Genomic DNA, 16911 nt, shown 5'->3' with positions numbered 1-16911 from the left:
CCAGCCCAGGCTGGTGGTGGGCTCGTTGTTTCAGTCAACCCACTACACACACGTTCTTGCCGGCCCTCGGTGCTCCTGTTCGGGAGCAAACGGCCGGACTCCTTACGGAACGTGGAGGAAGAACCGAGATGGAAACGCAAGACAATACGACTCAGCAGCAGGCCATGGCCGCCGCCAGCGGCATCACGATGCGGCAGCTCCTGGAGGCCGGTGTTCACTTCGGCCACCAGACGAAGCGCTGGAACCCGAAGATGAAGCCCTACATCTTCGGCGCCCGCAACGGCATCTACATCATCGACCTCCAGAAGACGGTCAACATGGCCCGCGCGGCCTTCCGCTTCGTGGCGGACATCACCGGCCGCGGTGGCGCGGTGCTCTTCGTGGGCACCAAGAAGCAGGCGCAGGACGTCATCCAGGAGGAGGCGCGCCGCGCCGGTCAGTTCTTCGTCACCAGCCGTTGGCTGGGTGGCACGCTGACCAACTTCAAGACGATCAAGCAGGGCATCGACCGCCTGAAGACGCTCGAGAAGATGGCCGAGGATGGCACCTTCGAGCGCCTCCCGAAGAAGGAAGTCGCGTCCCTCGAGCGTGAGCGCGAGAAGCTGGAGAAGAACCTGGGCGGCGTGAAGGAGATGTCCAAGCTGCCCAAGTGCATCTTCGTGATCGACCCGAAGAAGGAGCATATCGCCGTGCACGAGGCCAACCGCCTCGGCATCCCGGTCATCGGCGTGGTGGACACCAACTGCGACCCGGACGGCATCGACTTCGTCATCCCGGGCAACGACGACGCCATCCGCTCCATCAAGCTCTTCACCTCGAAGATCGCCGAGTCGTGCATCGAGGGCGGCGCCCGCTACCGCGCCAGCGGGGCGGCCGACCGTGACGAGGATGAGGGCCGCGAGGAGCGTGGTGATCGCCGCGACCGCGACGACCGTGGCGACCGCCGCGGGCCGCGCCGCAATGACCGGGGTGGTGACCGCCGCGGTGGCGACCGGGGTGGCGAGCGCCGTGGGCCCCTCGTGGAGATGAAGGGTGCCGCTCCCGCCGCTGCGGGTGAGGCCTCCGAGGGTGGCGAGGGCGGCGGGGAGACCACCGCCGAGTAGTGCCGCCGCGCTCCCTCCGAGGAGCGCTTGGAGTCCAGCCGGGCGGCGCTTGGTCGCTGCCCGGCTTTTCCTTTTCAACCCCAGCAGTACCTTCAAACTCAATTCCCCCCCCAGTCACGGGGTGGGTCCCTGGAGACGAACATGGCCGAGGTCAGCGCCACGATGGTGAAGGAGCTCCGCGAGAAGACCGGCGCGGGCATGATGGATTGCAAGAAGGCCCTCGCCGAGTCCGGTGGCGACTTCGCCAAGGCCGAGGAGTGGCTGCGCAAGAAGGGCATCTCCCGCGCCGAGGGCAAGGCCGGCCGCGTGGCCGCCGAGGGCGTGATCGGCACCTACATCCATGGTGGCCGCATCGGCGTCATCGTGGAGGTCAACTGCGAGACGGACTTCGTGGCCCGCAACACGGACTTCCAGGACCTGGTCAAGGACGTGGCCATGCAGGTCGCCGCGGCCAACCCCAAGTACGTGCGCCGCGAAGAGGTCCCCACCGAGCTGCTGGAGAAGGAGAAGGAGATCCAGCGCGCGCTGCTCAAGCAGGCGAACAAGCCCGAGGCCATGTGGGACAAGATCCTCGTGGGCAAGGTGGAGAAGTACTACGAGGGCGTGTGCCTCGTGGACCAGCTCTGGGTGAAGGACGACAAGAAGAAGGTCGGCGAGATGATCACCGAGCGCTCGGCGAAGATCGGCGAGAAGGTCTCCGTGCGCCGCTTCGTGCGCTACGAGGTCGGTGAGGGCATCGAGAAGAAGAAGGAAGACCTGGCCGCCGAGGTGGCCAAGACGCTGGGCCAGGCCTAGCCGTCCGCCGCCCGCCGTGCCGAGGGCCGCGCGTTCCGGTATTCCCCGGGGCGTCGCGGCCCTTGCCGTTCCTGGGGCCGGGAGCCAGGGGAGGGGCCACTGGCGGACGGCCGAGGCACTCGGGCGTTGATCGCCGCCGGGGCGAGGGATACAAGCGGGGCCAATGTCCGCTCCAGCCACGGCCCGTCGTTACAAGCGCATCCTCCTCAAGCTGTCGGGCGAAGCCCTGATGGGGGAGGGGAAGTACGGCATCCATCCTCCCACGCTGTCGCGCATCGCCTCGGAGCTCAAAGAGGTGGCGGAGGCGGGTGTGGAACTGGCCGTGGTCATCGGCGGAGGCAACATCTTCCGCGGCGTGGCGGGCTCCACCGAGGGCATGGATCGCGCGAGCGCCGACTACATGGGCATGCTCGCCACCTGCATCAACTCCATGGCCATGCAGGACGCGCTGGAGAAGCAGGGCTGCCACACCCGGGTGCTCTCGGCCATCAAGATGGAGCAGATCGCCGAGCCCTACATCCGCCGGCGCGCGGTGCGTCACCTGGAGAAGGGCCGCATCGTCATCTTCGCCGCGGGCACCGGCAACCCGTACTTCACCACGGACACCGCCGCTTCCTTGCGCGCCATGGAGATCAACGCCGAGGTCATCCTCAAGGCGACCAAGGTGGATGGCATCTACAGCGCGGATCCGAAGAAGGACCCCACGGCGCGGCGCTACCGGACGCTGACGTACATGGACGTCCTCAAGCAGAATCTGAACGTGATGGATTCCACGGCCATCTCGCTCTGCATGGACAACAAGCTGCCGATCATCGTGTTCGACCTGACCCAGCGCGGTAACATCGGCAAGGCCATCCTGGGCGACGCGGGCGAGATCGGAACCGTGGTGGGCGTGGGCGAGACGGCCTGGGCCTGAGAGAAGCACGGACGCGCTTCACTTCATAAGGAGACCTGCACATGGCAGATGCCGTGACCGAACTGAAGGGCCGTATCGACAAGACGCTCGAGGATCTCCGTCGGGAATTGACGAAGGTGCGCACGGGCCGCGCCAGTCCGAACCTGCTCGACGGCATCCGGGTGGACTACTACGGCACGCCCACCCCGCTGAGCGGCGTGGCCAACATCACCTCGCCCGAGCCCCGGCTCATCATCATCAAGCCGTGGGAGAAGAGCGTCCTCAAGGAGATCGAGAAGGCCATCCGCGAGGCCAACCTCGGCATCAACCCGATGAACGACGGTGAGGTCATCCGCCTGCCCTTCCCGCCCCTCACCGAGGAGCGGCGCAAGGAGATCGCCAAGCAGGTGAAGACCAAGGGCGAGGAGCACAAGGTCGCCATCCGCAACATCCGCCGCGACTCGAACGAAGCCATCAAGGCACAGCTCAAGGACAAGAAGATCACCGAGGACGACTCCAAGCGCCTGACGGAAAAGGTGCAGAAGGAGACGGACGACGGCGTGAAGAAGGTGGACGAGATCATCTCCAAGAAGGAGAAGGAAGTGATGGAGGTCTGAGATGGCCTTCATTCTCGTCGCGGAGCCATCCGCCTCGGTGGCCGGGGCGCTGCGCAAGTTCCTGGAGAACGCCGGCCATGAGGTGACGGTAGCGTCCGAGGTCCGGGATGCGCTGGAGCGGGTGCGCGAGCTGGCGCCCGCGTTGGTGCTGGCTTCTGTCACGGAGAGCTTCGACGGCGAGACGCTCTGCCGGCAGGTGAAGGAGGAGGCATCGACGATTCCGGTGCTCCTGCTGTACCTGCCGGAAGAGGAGCAGCCGGAGGCGCGCTCGGCCGCCGCGGGGGCGGAGGCGTGTCTGGTGGGTCCGTTGAAGCGGGCCACCGTGGTGTCCTGCGTGAGCCTGATGATGCAGCTGGCGCAGGCCCGCGAGACGGTGTCGGTGGTGCGCACCGAGATGCAGCTGATGCAGCATCAGGGGCCTCGCCGTGAGCCGAGCTCCTCGGGCGCGGACCTGGAGTTCCTCAAGAGGCTGCTCTTCATGGAAGTGAAGCGCAGCCGCCGGTACCGCTACCCCATTTCCTACCTGTTGCTGGAGCCGGACCGGTACGCGGAACGGCTCGCCACGCTGCCGGCGGCCCAGCGTACGTCCGCGCTGGCGGAGGTGCTCCGGCGGCTCTCCGAGGCGCTGCGAGACATCGACGTGGCGGTGCCGTTCGCCGAGGGCCGCTTCATCGTCTTCCTGCCGTACACGCCGCACGAGGGAGCGATGGTGGTGGCGGAGCGGCTGCGGCAGCGGGTGAAGGAAGTGGAGTCGGTGCCGGGGCTGACGGCGTCCATGGGCCTGGCGGTGTTCGAGCCATCGGCGCAGAAGGGCCAGGCGCAGGTGAGCTTCGGCAGCCTCATGAAGGAAGCAGGAGACGCGCTGCGCCGGGCTCAGGCCGCGGGCGGAGATCGCGTCGAGGGCGGCCGTCAGACGCCCGCGGAGCCCGTTTCCGAGTAACTGTCTCAGCCCAGGATGCCCACTCCTCCCTCTCCCTCCGGGAGAGGGTCGGGGTGAGGGTATCGGGCATCCCGGGTCGAGCCGGGATTACCCCGGGTACACCAGCTCCTGGCCGGAGATGTCCCGCACCACGTCGGCCACGAAGCGGAACAGCTCAAGCCCCTTCCCCTTGTCGTCCAGCCAGGAGCCGCTGGCGGCGTCATAGGAGAAGTGGATGCCCTGGGAGCGGCCCGCGACCCAGATCTGCCGCACGGCGCGCTGGGTGTTGACGATGCACTTCTCGCGAGAGGGCGTGGTGAGGGTGACCATGTCACCCGTGCTCTCGGCCTCGAGGTCATCCGGGTCGAGCGCATCCGCGGCGGCCATGATGCGCTTGAACGCCGCGGAGACGAGCTGGTTGTAGCTCGCTTCGTCCATCATCGGTGAAGCCTCCAGGAAACGGAGCGGCTACTGGATGACGTCGAGCACCGGCTGGCCGGGGGCGGCGAAGAACAGCAGCTTCGCCGGGGCGGGCGCGGCGCCGGGCTCGGTGGAGTCCGGGCGCTCGATGGCGATGATGGTGCCCGGGTTGACCTGCTTGGGGAAGGACTGCATGCCCAGCAGGTGGGTGGCCAACGCCCCCATGGACGGCTGGTGGCCCACGAGCACGATGTTCTCACCCGTGTAATCGTCGATCACGGGGGTCACGGCGCCCACTGGCATGTCCGGCAGCAGGCAGCGATGGGCGCGCAGGGTGCCCTCGTGCTTGAGGATGGTGGAGAGCAACTGCGCCGTCTGAACCGTGCGCACCAGCGGGCTCGTGAGCACGAGCGAAACCGGTCCGATACGCTCTGCCAGCGACGCGAAATGCGCGGCCGTGCTGGCTCGGGCCTTGGCAGTGAGCGCGCGTGCCTCGTCACCGAGTCCCTCGGGGGCCTCCGCGTCCGCCTCGCCGTGCCTTACCAGGAAGATCCTCAAGGTGCCTCCACCGCTCTGAACGGACCGCGGTTCGTACACGACCGCGCCAGGGTTGGTCAAAGGTAATACGGCGATTGTTGGTTGGTGACGGCCCCTCCCGCCGGTGGGCAGGCAGCCTGGGGCCGTTCCGCCCGGAGCGGATGCAATCCCGTCCGTGGCCGACTGTGTGCGGACGTATACTCCGCCCCTCGTATGACCGGGGAGGACCCCTGGAGGAGTGTGGATGCGCAAGCTGCTGTGGGTGCTGTTCGCCGCGGGAATGCTGTCCGGCTGCAAGAAGGAGGAGGCTCCCGCGCCTGCCCGGCAGGCCGCCGGGACGGAGGCCGGAGAGGGCTCGCGGGAGGCCCCCACCGAGGCCCCCGAGGTGCTCGATGACAGCAAGCCCTATGCCCTCACCCAGGCGAAGCTGGACGCCTACGTTGGCTACCAGCGCCAGGTGCTGGACGCCTACGCCGCCATGGCCCGGGAGCTCCAGGCCGCCAAGGCCCGGCTCACCGCCGGCACGCTGGACGCGCAGGGCAGGCCCGTGGGTATGACCGAGTCCATGAAGGCCATCGAGAGCAAGGCCGAGTCCGAGGCCAAGGCCCGCCGCGAGGCCGGCCTCTCCGAGGAGGACGTCAACCGCATCGGCTCCCTCATCACGGACGTCATCACCCAGCGTCACATGGCCGCCATGCTGGACCTCGCCGGCGAGCTCAAGCGGCTCGAGGAGATGCAGGCCCGCCTCAAGCCCGAGCAGCAGAAGGAGCTGGAACCCCAGATCGAGGTCATGCGCCAGCGCGTGGAGGAGACCGAGAAGCTCGTGTCCGTCCGGAAGGTCCACGGGGATGCCAATGTGGACCTCGTACTGACCCGCGAGCAGGACCTGATGCGGAACTACCAGGACATGCTCAAGTCCTTCGGCGGAAAGGCGCAGTAGGCACCGCTTACGGGCTCGACTCGGGGCCCGGATACCCTCACCCCGTCCCTCTCCCGGGGGGAGAGGGGTTGTTGAGGGCAGTGGGGGAGTGCTTCAGACGCGGCGGAGATTCGGCGCCTTCTTGAGCAGCTGCGCCAGGTACAGGTCCGCTACCTTCTCCAACACCGTGTTGCCCCGCAGGCGCTGGTTCAGGTTCACGAAGTCCACCTGGTCCAGCCGCTGATCCTGGTTGAAGCAGGAGAACACCCACGTCTCCTTGCCCGTCTGCGGATCCACGTGCCGCTGCAAGCACTGCGCGCAGATCTCCTTCATCATGCACTGCATGGGCGAGTTGATGGAGCCGATCGCCTCGTGCTCGGGGTTCAGGTACGGCTGCAACACCCCGTGCCGCGCCTCCTGCACCGCCCTCATCATCCGGTCCGAGCCGATCGCGATGATCCGGTTCACGTCCTTGAAGGACGCCACCGGCGCCACGCCCAGCTCACCCTTGGCGTAGGCCAGCATCGCCTGCACCACGTTGCCCCGGAACGACGTGTCCTGCGGCCGCTTCGCCTCGATGAGATCCCCAGCGTCCACCGACCACACCACCTGGTCCGTGGCTGCCTCGATCTCCTCGCGCTTGAAGACGTCCGCGCGCTGACGGAAGCCCGCGAAGTAGGCCACCTTGCACCCGGCCGCCTTCAGCGAGCGAGCGATGGAGAACAACACCGCGTTGCCCAGGCCTCCGCCCACCAGCAGCACCGTCTCGTTGTGGCCAATCTCCGTCGGCGCACCCGTGGGGCCCATCACCACCACCGGCTCGCCCGGCTTCAGCGCCGCGCACAGCCGGGACGACGAGCCCATCTCCAACACGATGGTGCCCATCAGCCCCTTCTCCTTGTCCACCCACGCGCCCGTCAGCGCCAGGCCCTCCATCGTCAGGCGCACCCCGTCCACCACCGGCGCGCTCCGCTCGAAGTTCTGCAGCCGGTAGAACTGGCCCGGCTCGAAGTGCTTCGCCGCGAACGGCGCCTTCACCACCACCTCCACGATGGTCGGCGTCAGCCGGTTCACCGTCACCACCGTCGCCAGGAAGGCCTCGTCCTGCTTCGCGAAGTGCTCGGCCAGCTTCTCGTCCCGCCGCGCCTGCGCCAGCTCGTCGCTGAAGTCCATGGCCGCCACTTCCTTCGCGTACAGACGCGCCACCTCGGGGTAGCCGTCCTTCGCGCTCGCCATGGCCTTCACCACGTTGCCCGCGTACGTCGGGTGGTTGTCGCCGAAGTACGAGATGAGGTGCCCGTCCTTCCGGTACGAGGTGAAGAAGCCCACCTTCGCCGCGATGTCCTCCACCGGCTCCACCGGCGCCAGCCCGAAGCCGTCCGCCTGCTCCGCCAGCTCGTAGCTCTTGAAGTACTCGCCGTTCTCGTCCAGCTCGAACGTGCCCGGGTACTCCTTCTCGTACGTCACGTTGGGCGCCGTGCCCGCCGCCACGCACACCGTGCGCGCCGGCAGCTCGAAGAACTCGCCGCTGCCCCGCAGCTTGCCGTCCTTCGTCACCATGCGCTCGAAGCGGATGCCCTTCACCGCTCCCTTCTCGTCCGGCAGCGCCTCCACCGGGCTCATCCGCTCGATGAAGCGGATGCCTTCCTCCAGCGCCTTCGCCACTTCCTCGTGGTTGAGCCGGTAGGCCGGCGACTCCGTCAGGCCACGGCGGTACACCAGGCTCACGCCGCCCCAGCTGCGCACCAGCCGGATGAAGTCCGGCGCCCGGCCCTCGTCCTGCGCCGCCTGACGCTCGGCCCGCACCGCCCGTCCGTGCTCCAGGAAGGTCTGGTACGTCACCTTCTCCTCGGCATCCAGGCGCGCGAGCACCGTCTCCTCGCCCAGCTCCGCCACCAGCTTCTCGTGGCGCTCCAGCGTCTTCTCCACCTGCACCGGGTAGTAGGCCAGCAGCTCCGTGGCCGTATCGATACCCGTCAGGCCGCCACCGATGACGATGGCCGGCAGCTGCACCTGGAGGTTCGCCAGCGAGTCCTTCTTGAAGGAACCCGTGAGCTGCAGCGACATGAGGAAGTCGCTCGCCTTGCGGATGCCCCGGATGAGGTTGTTCTTCATCCCGATGATGGTCGGCTTGCCCGCGCCCGCCGCGATGGCGATGTGGTCGAAGCCCATCTGCCACGCGTCCTCGATGGTCAGCGTTCCACCGAAGCGGATGCCGCCGTAGATGCGCAGGTTCTGCCGCCGCTCCAGCGTCAGGTGCATCAGCGTGAGGAAGTTCTTGTCCCAGCGCACGGTGATTCCGTACTCGGACACCCCGCCGAAACCCTCGAGGATGCGCTCGTCCAGCTCGCGCGTGAGCGCCTTCCAGTCACGGATGGGCCTCATCGCCTTGCCGTTGCGGCCCACCAGCTCGTCCTCGAAGGGCTCGATCTTCAGGCCGTCGATGCCCGTGACGCCGAAGCCCTCGTTGAGCAGGTAGTGCGAGAGCGTGTAGCCCGCGGGCCCCAGGCCCACCACCAGCACGTTGCGGCCCACGTACGGCAGCGCGTACGGACGGCGCACGTTCAGCGGGTTCCAGCGCGTCAGCAGGCCGTAGATTTCAAAGCCCCAGGGCAGGTTCAGCACGTCCGTCAGGGCGGCCGTCTCCACCATGGGGATGTTCACCGGCTCCTGCTTCTGGAAGATGCAGGCCTTCATGCAGTCGTTGCAGATGCGGTGGCCGGTGCCCGGGCACATCGGGTTGTCCACCATCACCACCGCCAACGACGCCAGCGAGTTGCCCTCGCGCTTGAGCGCGTGCGCCTCGGAGATGCGCTCGTCCAGCGGGCAGCCGGTGAGCGGAATCCCCAGCGGGTTCTTCTTGAAGGTGTGGCCCTCGGCCACCGCGTCCTTCGCCTTGAAGCCCGTGGAGCACGAGTCCTTCTCGCGCTCGTGGCAGATGACGCAGTAATCCACCTCGCCCATCACCTCGCGCGGCGTGCCCCGCGGATCCGTCAGCTTGAAGCCGTCGCGGTAACGCAGGTGGTGGTCCGAGCCCTGGGTGATCTCCGGCAGCTTCTCGTCCGGACGCTCCAGGTGCACCAGCTGGTCGAACACCAGCGGCTTGGGCACCCGGTGCGTGGGCCACTTGTGGAACAGCTCCTTCATCTCCGGGTGCAGCGCGCGGGCGTACGTCCAACGGTCCGCCAGTGCCAGCAGGTTGCGCACCGACTGCAGCTCCGCCGCGTCATCCCCCTGCGTCACCAGGCTGGAGCCGAACGCCTCCTTGCCCTCGGGCCCGGACAGCAGCGCGGCGCGGATGCCCGTCCACTTCGCCCGCAGCGCCTCGCCCTGCTCGGGCGTCAGCGGCGGCAGGTTGCCGGACGTGTTCGAGAAGAGCCGCTCCAGGTCCATCAGCGTGAGGATGGACTCGGCCAGCGCGCGCTCCACGTCGTCACTGGCGAGCGCCTCCGGGAAGGCGAGCGACAGCATCAGCCGCATCCGCGCGTCCAGCGACGGGTACTCGGACAGCGCCGGACGGTCCGCCGCGCCCTTCTTGAAGACCCGGCGGGAGATGAACTCGCGCTTGAAGTCGAAGAGCGGCAGCTCGCCCTTGAGGTGGCGCGCCAGCCGGTCCGTCTCCGTCTCCAGGCCGAACAGCCGGGTGATGAAGGCCGACACGTGCCGCGACACGCGGATGAGCAGATCAGACTCGGCCGGGCCGTTGAGGCTCTCGCCTCCGGACTTGCGGTAGGCCTCGAAGGCCTTGAAGAGCTCGGGCTCGTCGGCGGCGAGCTGCTCGTCGAAGCGCTCGGCCAGGCGCCGCAGGCCGCGGGGGCGGTACAGATCCTCGAAGCTGAAGCCGGAGATGCCGAGGGTCAGCGTGGGGCCGTCGTTGGAAGGAAGAGCGGTCAAGGGGCGCATGTCACTAGGAGTGTTGGAAAGCAACCAGGGCAAAACGGCTGCCTAGCGGGCCCTATTTCGCGGCCCGCCGACTGGAAAGCAAGCAGACTCGATCAGATGGGCTACTGGGGCCCCTCTACCCGGCCGTGCGCCTTCTTCAACGCGCAGAACGTGCGAGCCACATCCACATCGGTTCGGCCTGATGGCGCGCCTGCTTCGGTCCGGTGACGGAAATCCCCTACGGCCGGTTGCCCCACGGGCGAGAGGGCCTGGGTGCTTTTTCTCACTGGATGATGAGCGCGGTGTAGGGGCCCACCGTGACCCGCTCGTAGGGGCGCCCCTCGCGGCGGAAGCGCTCCTCCCAGGGCTCGGGCACCTTGAAGCTCGTCACCGGGATGGCCGGGAAGAAGATCAGCGCCTTGCGGCGGGCGGTGGCGAACTTCCGCTGGTATGGGCCGTAGCGCTCCGCCCCATAGGCCGGTGGCATCAGGAGCTGCTCCTTCCAGAGGAAGGTGAGCCGGTAGGCGGCCCAGTAGTCGCCCGTGGCCGCCTCCACGCCCCGCCGCTGGAGCTCCTGGAGCAGGGCCTGCTCGTCCTCTCCACGGCCGTAGCGCGTGACGTGTGGGAGGGCGCCGTCGACCCAGCCGCCATAGCCCCGCCAGCCCGCCACCCCGAAGTGCGCCACCACCAGCAGCACCAGGGCCACTCCCACCGCCGTCCTCCCGCTGCGCACGAGCCTGTCGAGCACCGGTGCCGCCATCAGCGGAAAGCCGAGCAGCACGGGGACCAGGTAGCGCGCGCTCATCACGTCCACAGCCCGGCCGGTGAAGAGGAAGCCGATGAGGGAAACCCCCATCCAGCCCGCGCCACACCACGCCAGCCGGCGGGCCGTCCTGTCCGCGATGGGCAGCAGGGCGATGAGGCCTCCCGCGAGCGCTAGCAGGAGGAAGGTGCCCAGTCCCAGCACCATCAGCACGAACCAGAATCCCTCGGGCCGCACCTCCGGCCGATGGAATCCGTCCAGCGAGGAGAACAGTTTCGCCCCCGTGACGTAGGGCAGGCACTGCTCCCAGAAGAGCGGCCAGACCCGCTTCAGCTGCTCGAGGGAGAGCTCGCTGAGCGCGGGCGGCTTCATGTGGGCGCGGAAGCGGGGAATGCTGCCCACCAGGAAGCCGGCCACCACGGCGCCCAGGGCGAGCCACCTCGGCTTACGGGCCGCGCCCCAGGTCCACCAGAGCAGGTACAGCACCAGCCCCGGCAGGAATTGCATGGCGAACAGGTCCGAGTAGTAGCCCATCCCCACCGCCACGCCCGCCAGGCCGGCGAACAGCATGTGCCACCGGGGGCGGAACTCCCCCGCGGCCCGCTCGGCGAGGTACAGCCCCAGGAACACCAGGGCGAAGGACCAGATCCGGAAGGCGCTGTAGGTGAGGTAGTTGAGCGGCTCGGGACACACCGCGACGCAGCCCGCGGCGAGCACCGCCAGGGCCAGCGGGAGCACCCGTCTCAACACCCCGAACAAGGAGAGCACCAGCACCACGTGCCCGAGCACCGAGGACAGCAGCAGGGCCAGCGAGGGGCGCACGGGCAGCAGCGTCTGGAAGACCAACGCGGCCAGGGACGCGGTGATGCCCTGGTAGTCCGTGCCCCACAGCAGCAGGGAGCGTTCCCCTCGTGCCAGGTGCCAGGCCTGCAGTCCGACGACGGTGATGTCCGAGTCGGCCGCGTCGGAGTTGAGGAACGCCGGGAGCCGGAACAGCAGCGTGCCCAGTGCCAGCAGCACGCCCGTCACGAGTACCCGCCACCTGTCGGGCCCTGTCTCGCTCATCGTTCCCGGGTTCACTGTGAGGCCCTCTGCTCCTCCTGATGGGGAGGAGTCCATGCCGCGACAGCCGTGCACAGGGTGGCGATGATGAAGTAGTAGTAGTTGCAGAACGCCTGTTTGCTGAAGGCGAAGAAGACCGTGAAGGTCATGGCCATCGCCGCGGCGAAGCCGGCGGGGGTCCGGGGCGCACGCCAGAGCGAGAGCCCGAGGGCGGGCAGCACCATCGCGAAGCCGAGCCACGAGGGCGGCTGCTGGCCCGTCCGGGCGGCCCACCAGGCGAGATAGCTGAGCGCGTCCATGCGGAAGGGCTGACGCATCTGGAACCCCAGCAGATCATTGTAGAGGGCCACCGGATCCAGCACGGCGAAGGGCAGCGTCACCACCGCAGCGATCCCCGCGGCCTTCAAGAGGGTGCGCAGCGTCTCCCTCCACGGCTGGGGACCCGGGTACAGCAGCACCACGAGCGGGGCGGCGAGCACCATGTAGTGTTTGACGGCGAAGAGCAGGCCCAGCGCCACCGGTATCAGACGGGGAGCCCGGCACGCGCTCCAGACGGTGGCGGCCACGAGCAGCGCCACGTACGCGTCCGTCCACCCCTGCTCGAGCACGAAGAACGTCCGAGGCGTGAACAGGAAGACCACGGCGGCGACCTGGGCCCACTGTCCCGGGCGGCAGGTGCCCATCAGCAGCGCGGCCAGCGCCATCGCCGCCAGGTTGGTGTAGCGGTAGTCCCCGCCCAGCAGGTGACCCACCCACGACAGCATCAGGCTGAAGGGAGGGTAGGGGAAGCCCACCTGGAGCCGCCCGTTCACCACCAGCCCGGGCCCGTAGAACTGCTCGTGCCCGTAGATGTTCGGCATGGTGATGGCGAAGGGGTTGATGCCCTGGGCGAGCGCTTTGAAGGCCTCGACGTGGAACGTGTAGACGTCGATGAACGGGTGGGGCGAGTAGTGGATGATCCACGAACCCAGCGCCACGTGGACGCCCACCAGCACGGGCAGCCGCAGCCTTCCCAGCCAGGGCTTTCCGCTCAGTCCCGCCCCGGCCAGCACCGCCGCCACCGCGATGCCCGTCAGGAAGGACGTGAAGCCACCGCGGCCCAGCCGCAGGTGCACGGCGGGCGAGCTGGTGGCCAGGAAGATGAACTGCCCGATGAGCCCGATGCCCAGCAGCAGGATCGTCGCCCGCTCGGCCAGCTGGACGAGCCTGGCGTGCCGGGGCTCCGGCAGCACCACGGCCAGCAGCGAGGCCACCAGTGCCACCGTCAGCAGGGGGATGGAGTCCGGGTGGCGGGCCCCATTGCCGAACTGGACCGCGTAACCCAACGTCACGGCCGCCACGGACAGCAGGGGCGCGAGGTGGGAACGCTCCTGGGTACCGGGCGTCACGTCAACTCGCCTCCCGAGCGCCCTGGGCGGTCTCGGGATCCATCTGCAGCCTGCGCCCGTCGTCGGCGAGGAACCGGGGGTGCATGAGCCCCATCTTCATCATCCGGTACTGGGCCGCGGCCTCCAGCACGCCAAAGCCGTAGCGCACGCTCTTCATGAAGCCGATGGAGGACGACTGCTCCTCGTAGCGCGTGGGGCAGCTCACCTCGCCGATGCGGAAGCCGAACCGGATGGCCTGCACCAGCATCTGGTTGTCGAACACGAAGCCGTCATCGTTCTCCTCGAGCGGCAGCGAGAGCAGCACCTCGCGCGAGAAGGCCCGGTAGCCCGTGTGGTACTCGCTCAGCTTCTGATCGACGAGGATGTTCTCCACCGCCGTCAGGAAGCGGTTGGCCACGAACTTGTAGAGCGGCATGCCGCCCGTGAGCGCCGTGTTGCCGAGGATGCGCGAGCCCAGCGCGACGTCATAGATGCCGCTGCTGATGACCGAGGCCATCGCGGGGATGAGCTTGGGGGTGTACTGATAGTCCGGATGGACCATCACCACGATGTCCGCGCCGCGCCGGAGGGCCTCGGTGTAGCAGGTCTTCTGGTTGCCGCCGTAGCCCCGGTTCTTCGGGTGCACGATGGTGTGGATTCCCAACGAGCGCGCGACCTCGGCCGTCCGGTCGCTGGAGCTGTCGTCGACGAGGATCACATCGTCCACGATGTCCTTGGGAATCTCCTCGTACGTCTTCTTGACGGTGTGCTCGGCGTTGTAGCCGGGCATCACCACGCAGATCTTCTTGTTGTTGAGCATGGGTGCCTCCCCCGGTACGGACGGAGGTCCTCGGGGACGGCCCTCTCTAGCACGCTTCCAGGGGGTGGGAAGGGGGGCTACTTCCCGTCCGGGGCCTTGGCCTGCTTCGCCGTGCGACGCGGGCGCGCCGGAGCCTCGGCGGAAGGAGGCGTCGGGGCCTGGGTGCCCGCCTGGGCGGCGCGCAGGGCCTCCACCTCGGCGCGCAGGCGGATCACCTCGGCGGAGAGCTCGGCGTACGAGTCGCGCACGTGCCCGTTGAAGACGCGCTGGCGCGAGAGCGCCTCGTTGATGAACACCTGGCACGTCTTGCGGAAGGCCCACTTGGCCACCAGCACCAACTGGCCCGCGCCACCCCGGTGGGTGTGCAGCGGCAGCGCGCGCGTGGCGTCCGAGTGCTCCTCCAGCGCCTGGAGATAGAAGGAGAGCGGATCCACCCGCGGCTCCACGCCCTCCTCGGGCACGTCCGCCGGCTCGGAGGTGGGCAGGCCCCTCGTGCGCAGGCGCTCCTCGATGCGCGCGAGCAGCTCGCGCGCGGGGATGTCCCGTCCCATCAGCTTCATCGGCTCTTCTCCCTGAGGATGCGATCCATCTCTTCCCGGTAGGCGTCCACCACCCGGGGCCACGTGTACTTCGCGGCGTACGTCTTCGCCCGCCGGCTCAGCACGGCGCGCTGCTCGCCCACCTCGCGCAGCCCCGAGATGAACGACTCCAGATCCGTGTACGTCCGGCCCGCCCGGCTGCGCTCCACCTGGCCCACCAGCACCTCCGAGTGCCCGTTGACCAGCACCGGTGTGCCCGAGGCGAAGGCCTCCAGCGTGAGCAGCGAGAGGCTCTCGAAGCGCGAGGGCACCGCCACCGCCAGCGCCCCGGCCAGTGCGTCGTACTTGTCCTGCTCGCCGATGCGGCCCACGTGGCGCACGCCCTCGCCACGCAAGTCCATGTGGGCCTCGCCCGCGAGCACCAGGTCCGGCGCGTCGTGGAAGCGCGCGCGCAGCTCCCGGTGGTGCGCGAGCAGCTCGGGGATGCCCTTGCCCGCCTCCAGCCGCCCCACGTAGAGCAGGTACGGGTTGCGCACGCCGTACTGCTCGCGGAAGCGCTGGGGGTCCACCTTCTCCGGCACGTCCACGCCCACGCCCACCACCCGCGCGGGCGCATGGTCCGGGTAGTACCGGCCAATGAGCTCCACCTCCTCGGGCGTGTTGCACAGGAGGGCCCGCGGGCGCTCGAAGACGTCCGCGTACACACCGAAGCGGATGGGCGGCTCGTCGTGCGCCGTGGGGACGATCAGCGCCCGGTTCGCCACCATCGGCAGGCCCCACACCGTGGGCGCGTACAGGTAGGTGAAGAAGACGAAGCCGTCGTAGTCCGCCCCGTGCGCGTCCAGGTGCTCCAGCAGACCGGGGGCCAGCGGGCCCTGCTCGGCCACCCAGTGCTCCTCGCGCAGCCGCTCGTTGGGCTTGTCGAAGACCTGCTTGGACAGCGCGTTGAAGGGACGGATGTTCCGCACCCGCGTCACCGGGAAGCGCAGCACCTTCACGCCCTCCACGTGCGCGTCCTGCTCCTCGCCCGGCGGGAAGACGTTCTCCCACGTGAGGTGGTTCTTCGCGCACGTGGTGAGCACCGTCAGATCCCAGTGCGGCGCGAGCTGCTCCACCACCTGCTGTGCATGGCGCTCGGCTCCGCCCGTCACCTCGCCGTAGCGCTGCACCACCACGCCCACCCGGGGCTTCTTCCTCGCCGGCGGGGCGCGGCGCCTGGGGTGCTTGTCCTCACCGAGGGCCTTCGCGAGGGCCTTCTGGGTCTCCTCGGCGGAGAAGTGCTTCAGCCGCCGGGCCTGGCCCGCGAGCAGGCGCTCGCGCAGGGATGCGTCCTCGCACATGTCCACCACCAGCTCGGCGAGGAAGGCGAAGCGCTTCTGGTCGAAGGCGATGCCCGCGCCCCCGAGCGTCTCGGGCACGGCCGCCGCCGCGTAGGCCAGCACCGGCACCTCGGCGGCCATGGCCTCGATGAGCGGGACGCCGAAGCCCTCGTGCTCGCTCATGGAGACGAAGACGTCCGCCGTGCGGTACGCGGCCACCAGCTCCGCGTGGTTGAGCCTCCCGAGGAAGTGCACCCCGTTCAGCTCGCGCGCCCTGTGCTGGAGCGACTTGAAGTAGCGGCTGCCCGGCTCGTAGCCACCCACCACCAGCAGGCGCGCCTCGGGCCGTAGTTCGAGCAGCTCCGCGTGCAGTGCGAGCAGGTCCTCGAAGCGCTTGTGCGGCGCCACCCGGCTCACCGAGAGCACCACCGGGCCCGTCCCGGACAGGCGTTGCAGCAGCGCCTTGTCCGCGTTGGATTCGGAGAAGCGCTGGGGCTCGACGAAGAGCGGGACGGTGTGGACGTTGCGGTAGCCGGCCTCGCGCAGCTCGGCGCAGTTGTAGTCCGACACGCCGATGGCCACTTCCACGAAGGGGGCCATGGCGGCCAGCTGGGCCCGTCCCGTGACGAGCGCCTCGGCCAGCGGGGTGCCCGTGTAGTAGCGCGCTGGACTGATGTTGTGGAAGACGACGCCCCGGCGGCAGGGCAGGTGCATCAGCCGGCTGCTCAGCGGCGAGGCGATGCCGTGGTGGTAGAGGACGAGATCGTCCGGCCCGGGACGCAGCGCCGAGGCGGGGTGCGCCAGGGAGCCGAGGCCCGCACCGACCTCGCCCGCGTAGAGCTCGCCGGAGATGCCCAGCCGGCGCAGCAGGAGCTGCAGGTGCAGCGCCGCCTGTCCGGAGGCGTCGCCCGCCACGAAGCTCGGAATCAGCTGATGGACCGCCATAGGGGCACC

Annotated in this window: 14 protein-coding genes; 6 read left to right on the top strand and 8 right to left on the bottom strand. The window is 68.7% G+C overall.

Annotated elements, in window-relative coordinates:
• The first annotated feature begins 128 nt into the window (after positions 1 to 128).
• The 5 genes from rpsB to BO221_RS20015 all read left to right on the top strand — a co-directional run bounded on the left by rpsB (position 129) and on the right by BO221_RS20015 (position 4350).
• A complete protein-coding gene (gene rpsB / locus BO221_RS20035) occupies positions 129 to 1103 on the top strand; it encodes a 30S ribosomal protein S2 (RefSeq protein ID WP_073562081.1) in 975 nt (324 codons plus the stop codon).
• 141 nt (positions 1104 to 1244) lie between these two features.
• Complete coding sequence (tsf, locus tag BO221_RS20030) at positions 1245 to 1898, top strand: translation elongation factor Ts (protein WP_073562080.1); 654 nt, start codon at positions 1245 to 1247, stop codon at positions 1896 to 1898.
• A 163-nt stretch (positions 1899 to 2061) separates the two neighbouring features.
• A complete protein-coding gene (pyrH, locus tag BO221_RS20025; RefSeq protein WP_043403536.1) occupies positions 2062 to 2814 on the top strand; it encodes a UMP kinase in 753 nt (250 codons plus the stop codon).
• A 41-nt stretch (positions 2815 to 2855) separates the two neighbouring features.
• Positions 2856 to 3410, top strand: coding sequence for a ribosome recycling factor (frr, locus tag BO221_RS20020; protein WP_073562079.1), 555 nt, complete (start codon positions 2856 to 2858; stop codon positions 3408 to 3410).
• A 1-nt stretch (position 3411) separates the two neighbouring features.
• Positions 3412 to 4350, top strand: a complete 939-nt coding sequence (locus BO221_RS20015; RefSeq protein WP_073562078.1) for a diguanylate cyclase — start codon at positions 3412 to 3414, stop codon at positions 4348 to 4350.
• A gap of 87 nt (positions 4351 to 4437) precedes the next feature.
• On the opposite strand, the gene cyaY is transcribed toward BO221_RS20015, so the two are convergent.
• Positions 4438 to 4770, bottom strand: coding sequence for an iron donor protein CyaY (cyaY, locus tag BO221_RS20010; protein WP_073562077.1), 333 nt, complete (start codon positions 4768 to 4770; stop codon positions 4438 to 4440).
• Positions 4771 to 4797: 27 nt separating this feature from the next.
• Positions 4798 to 5307, bottom strand: a complete 510-nt coding sequence (locus tag BO221_RS20005; protein WP_073562347.1) for a histidine phosphatase family protein — start codon at positions 5305 to 5307, stop codon at positions 4798 to 4800.
• Between the two features lie 223 nt (positions 5308 to 5530).
• On the opposite strand from BO221_RS20005, the gene BO221_RS20000 reads away from it, so the two are divergent.
• Positions 5531 to 6226, top strand: coding sequence for a hypothetical protein (locus BO221_RS20000; protein ID WP_073562076.1), 696 nt, complete (start codon positions 5531 to 5533; stop codon positions 6224 to 6226).
• A 93-nt stretch (positions 6227 to 6319) separates the two neighbouring features.
• Here the strand turns inward: BO221_RS20000 and BO221_RS19995 are convergent, their stop codons facing one another.
• From BO221_RS19995 to BO221_RS19970, 6 genes are all read right to left on the bottom strand, one after another.
• Positions 6320 to 10108 (bottom strand): FAD-dependent oxidoreductase, encoded by a 3789-nt coding sequence (locus BO221_RS19995; RefSeq protein ID WP_073562075.1) that lies wholly within the window; start codon positions 10106 to 10108, stop codon positions 6320 to 6322.
• Positions 10109 to 10370: 262 nt separating this feature from the next.
• Positions 10371 to 11915, bottom strand: a complete 1545-nt coding sequence (locus BO221_RS19990; protein WP_143195565.1) for a hypothetical protein — start codon at positions 11913 to 11915, stop codon at positions 10371 to 10373.
• An 11-nt stretch (positions 11916 to 11926) separates the two neighbouring features.
• A complete protein-coding gene (locus BO221_RS19985) occupies positions 11927 to 13300 on the bottom strand; it encodes a hypothetical protein (protein ID WP_073562073.1) in 1374 nt (457 codons plus the stop codon).
• A gap of 1 nt (position 13301) precedes the next feature.
• On the bottom strand, positions 13302 to 14099 hold the full coding sequence (locus BO221_RS19980) for a glycosyltransferase family 2 protein (RefSeq protein ID WP_073562072.1): 798 nt from the start codon (positions 14097 to 14099) through the stop codon (positions 13302 to 13304).
• A 77-nt stretch (positions 14100 to 14176) separates the two neighbouring features.
• Complete coding sequence (locus BO221_RS19975; protein WP_073562071.1) at positions 14177 to 14659, bottom strand: hypothetical protein; 483 nt, start codon at positions 14657 to 14659, stop codon at positions 14177 to 14179.
• Complete coding sequence (locus tag BO221_RS19970; protein WP_073562070.1) at positions 14656 to 16902, bottom strand: glycosyltransferase family 4 protein; 2247 nt, start codon at positions 16900 to 16902, stop codon at positions 14656 to 14658. The genes BO221_RS19975 and BO221_RS19970 overlap by 4 nt, the downstream gene beginning before the upstream one ends.
• Positions 16903 to 16911: the final 9 nt, after the last annotated feature.

Source organism: Archangium sp. Cb G35 (assembly GCF_001896145.1).
In the GTDB taxonomy this organism is placed as follows: Bacteria; Myxococcota; Myxococcia; order Myxococcales; family Myxococcaceae; genus Archangium; species Archangium violaceum.
This window is presented reverse-complemented; position numbering and strand designations above follow the sequence as displayed.

Bases quoted from the DNA above. Each gene is read 5' to 3' on its own strand.
- rpsB (WP_073562081.1), top strand. From the start codon at position 129: ATGGAAACGCAAGACAATACGACTCAGCAGCAGGCCATGGCCGCCGCC.
- tsf (WP_073562080.1), top strand. From the start codon at position 1,245: ATGGCCGAGGTCAGCGCCACGATGGTGAAGGAGCTCCGCGAGAAGACC.
- pyrH (WP_043403536.1), top strand. From the start codon at position 2,062: ATGTCCGCTCCAGCCACGGCCCGTCGTTACAAGCGCATCCTCCTCAAG.
- frr (WP_073562079.1), top strand. From the start codon at position 2,856: ATGGCAGATGCCGTGACCGAACTGAAGGGCCGTATCGACAAGACGCTC.
- BO221_RS20015 (WP_073562078.1), top strand. From the start codon at position 3,412: ATGGCCTTCATTCTCGTCGCGGAGCCATCCGCCTCGGTGGCCGGGGCG.
- cyaY (WP_073562077.1), bottom strand. From the start codon at position 4,770: ATGATGGACGAAGCGAGCTACAACCAGCTCGTCTCCGCGGCGTTCAAG.
- BO221_RS20000 (WP_073562076.1), top strand. From the start codon at position 5,531: ATGCGCAAGCTGCTGTGGGTGCTGTTCGCCGCGGGAATGCTGTCCGGC.
- BO221_RS19995 (WP_073562075.1), bottom strand. From the start codon at position 10,108: ATGCGCCCCTTGACCGCTCTTCCTTCCAACGACGGCCCCACGCTGACC.
- BO221_RS19990 (WP_143195565.1), bottom strand. From the start codon at position 11,915: ATGAGCGAGACAGGGCCCGACAGGTGGCGGGTACTCGTGACGGGCGTG.
- BO221_RS19980 (WP_073562072.1), bottom strand. From the start codon at position 14,099: ATGCTCAACAACAAGAAGATCTGCGTGGTGATGCCCGGCTACAACGCC.
- BO221_RS19975 (WP_073562071.1), bottom strand. From the start codon at position 14,659: ATGAAGCTGATGGGACGGGACATCCCCGCGCGCGAGCTGCTCGCGCGC.
- BO221_RS19970 (WP_073562070.1), bottom strand. From the start codon at position 16,902: ATGGCGGTCCATCAGCTGATTCCGAGCTTCGTGGCGGGCGACGCCTCC.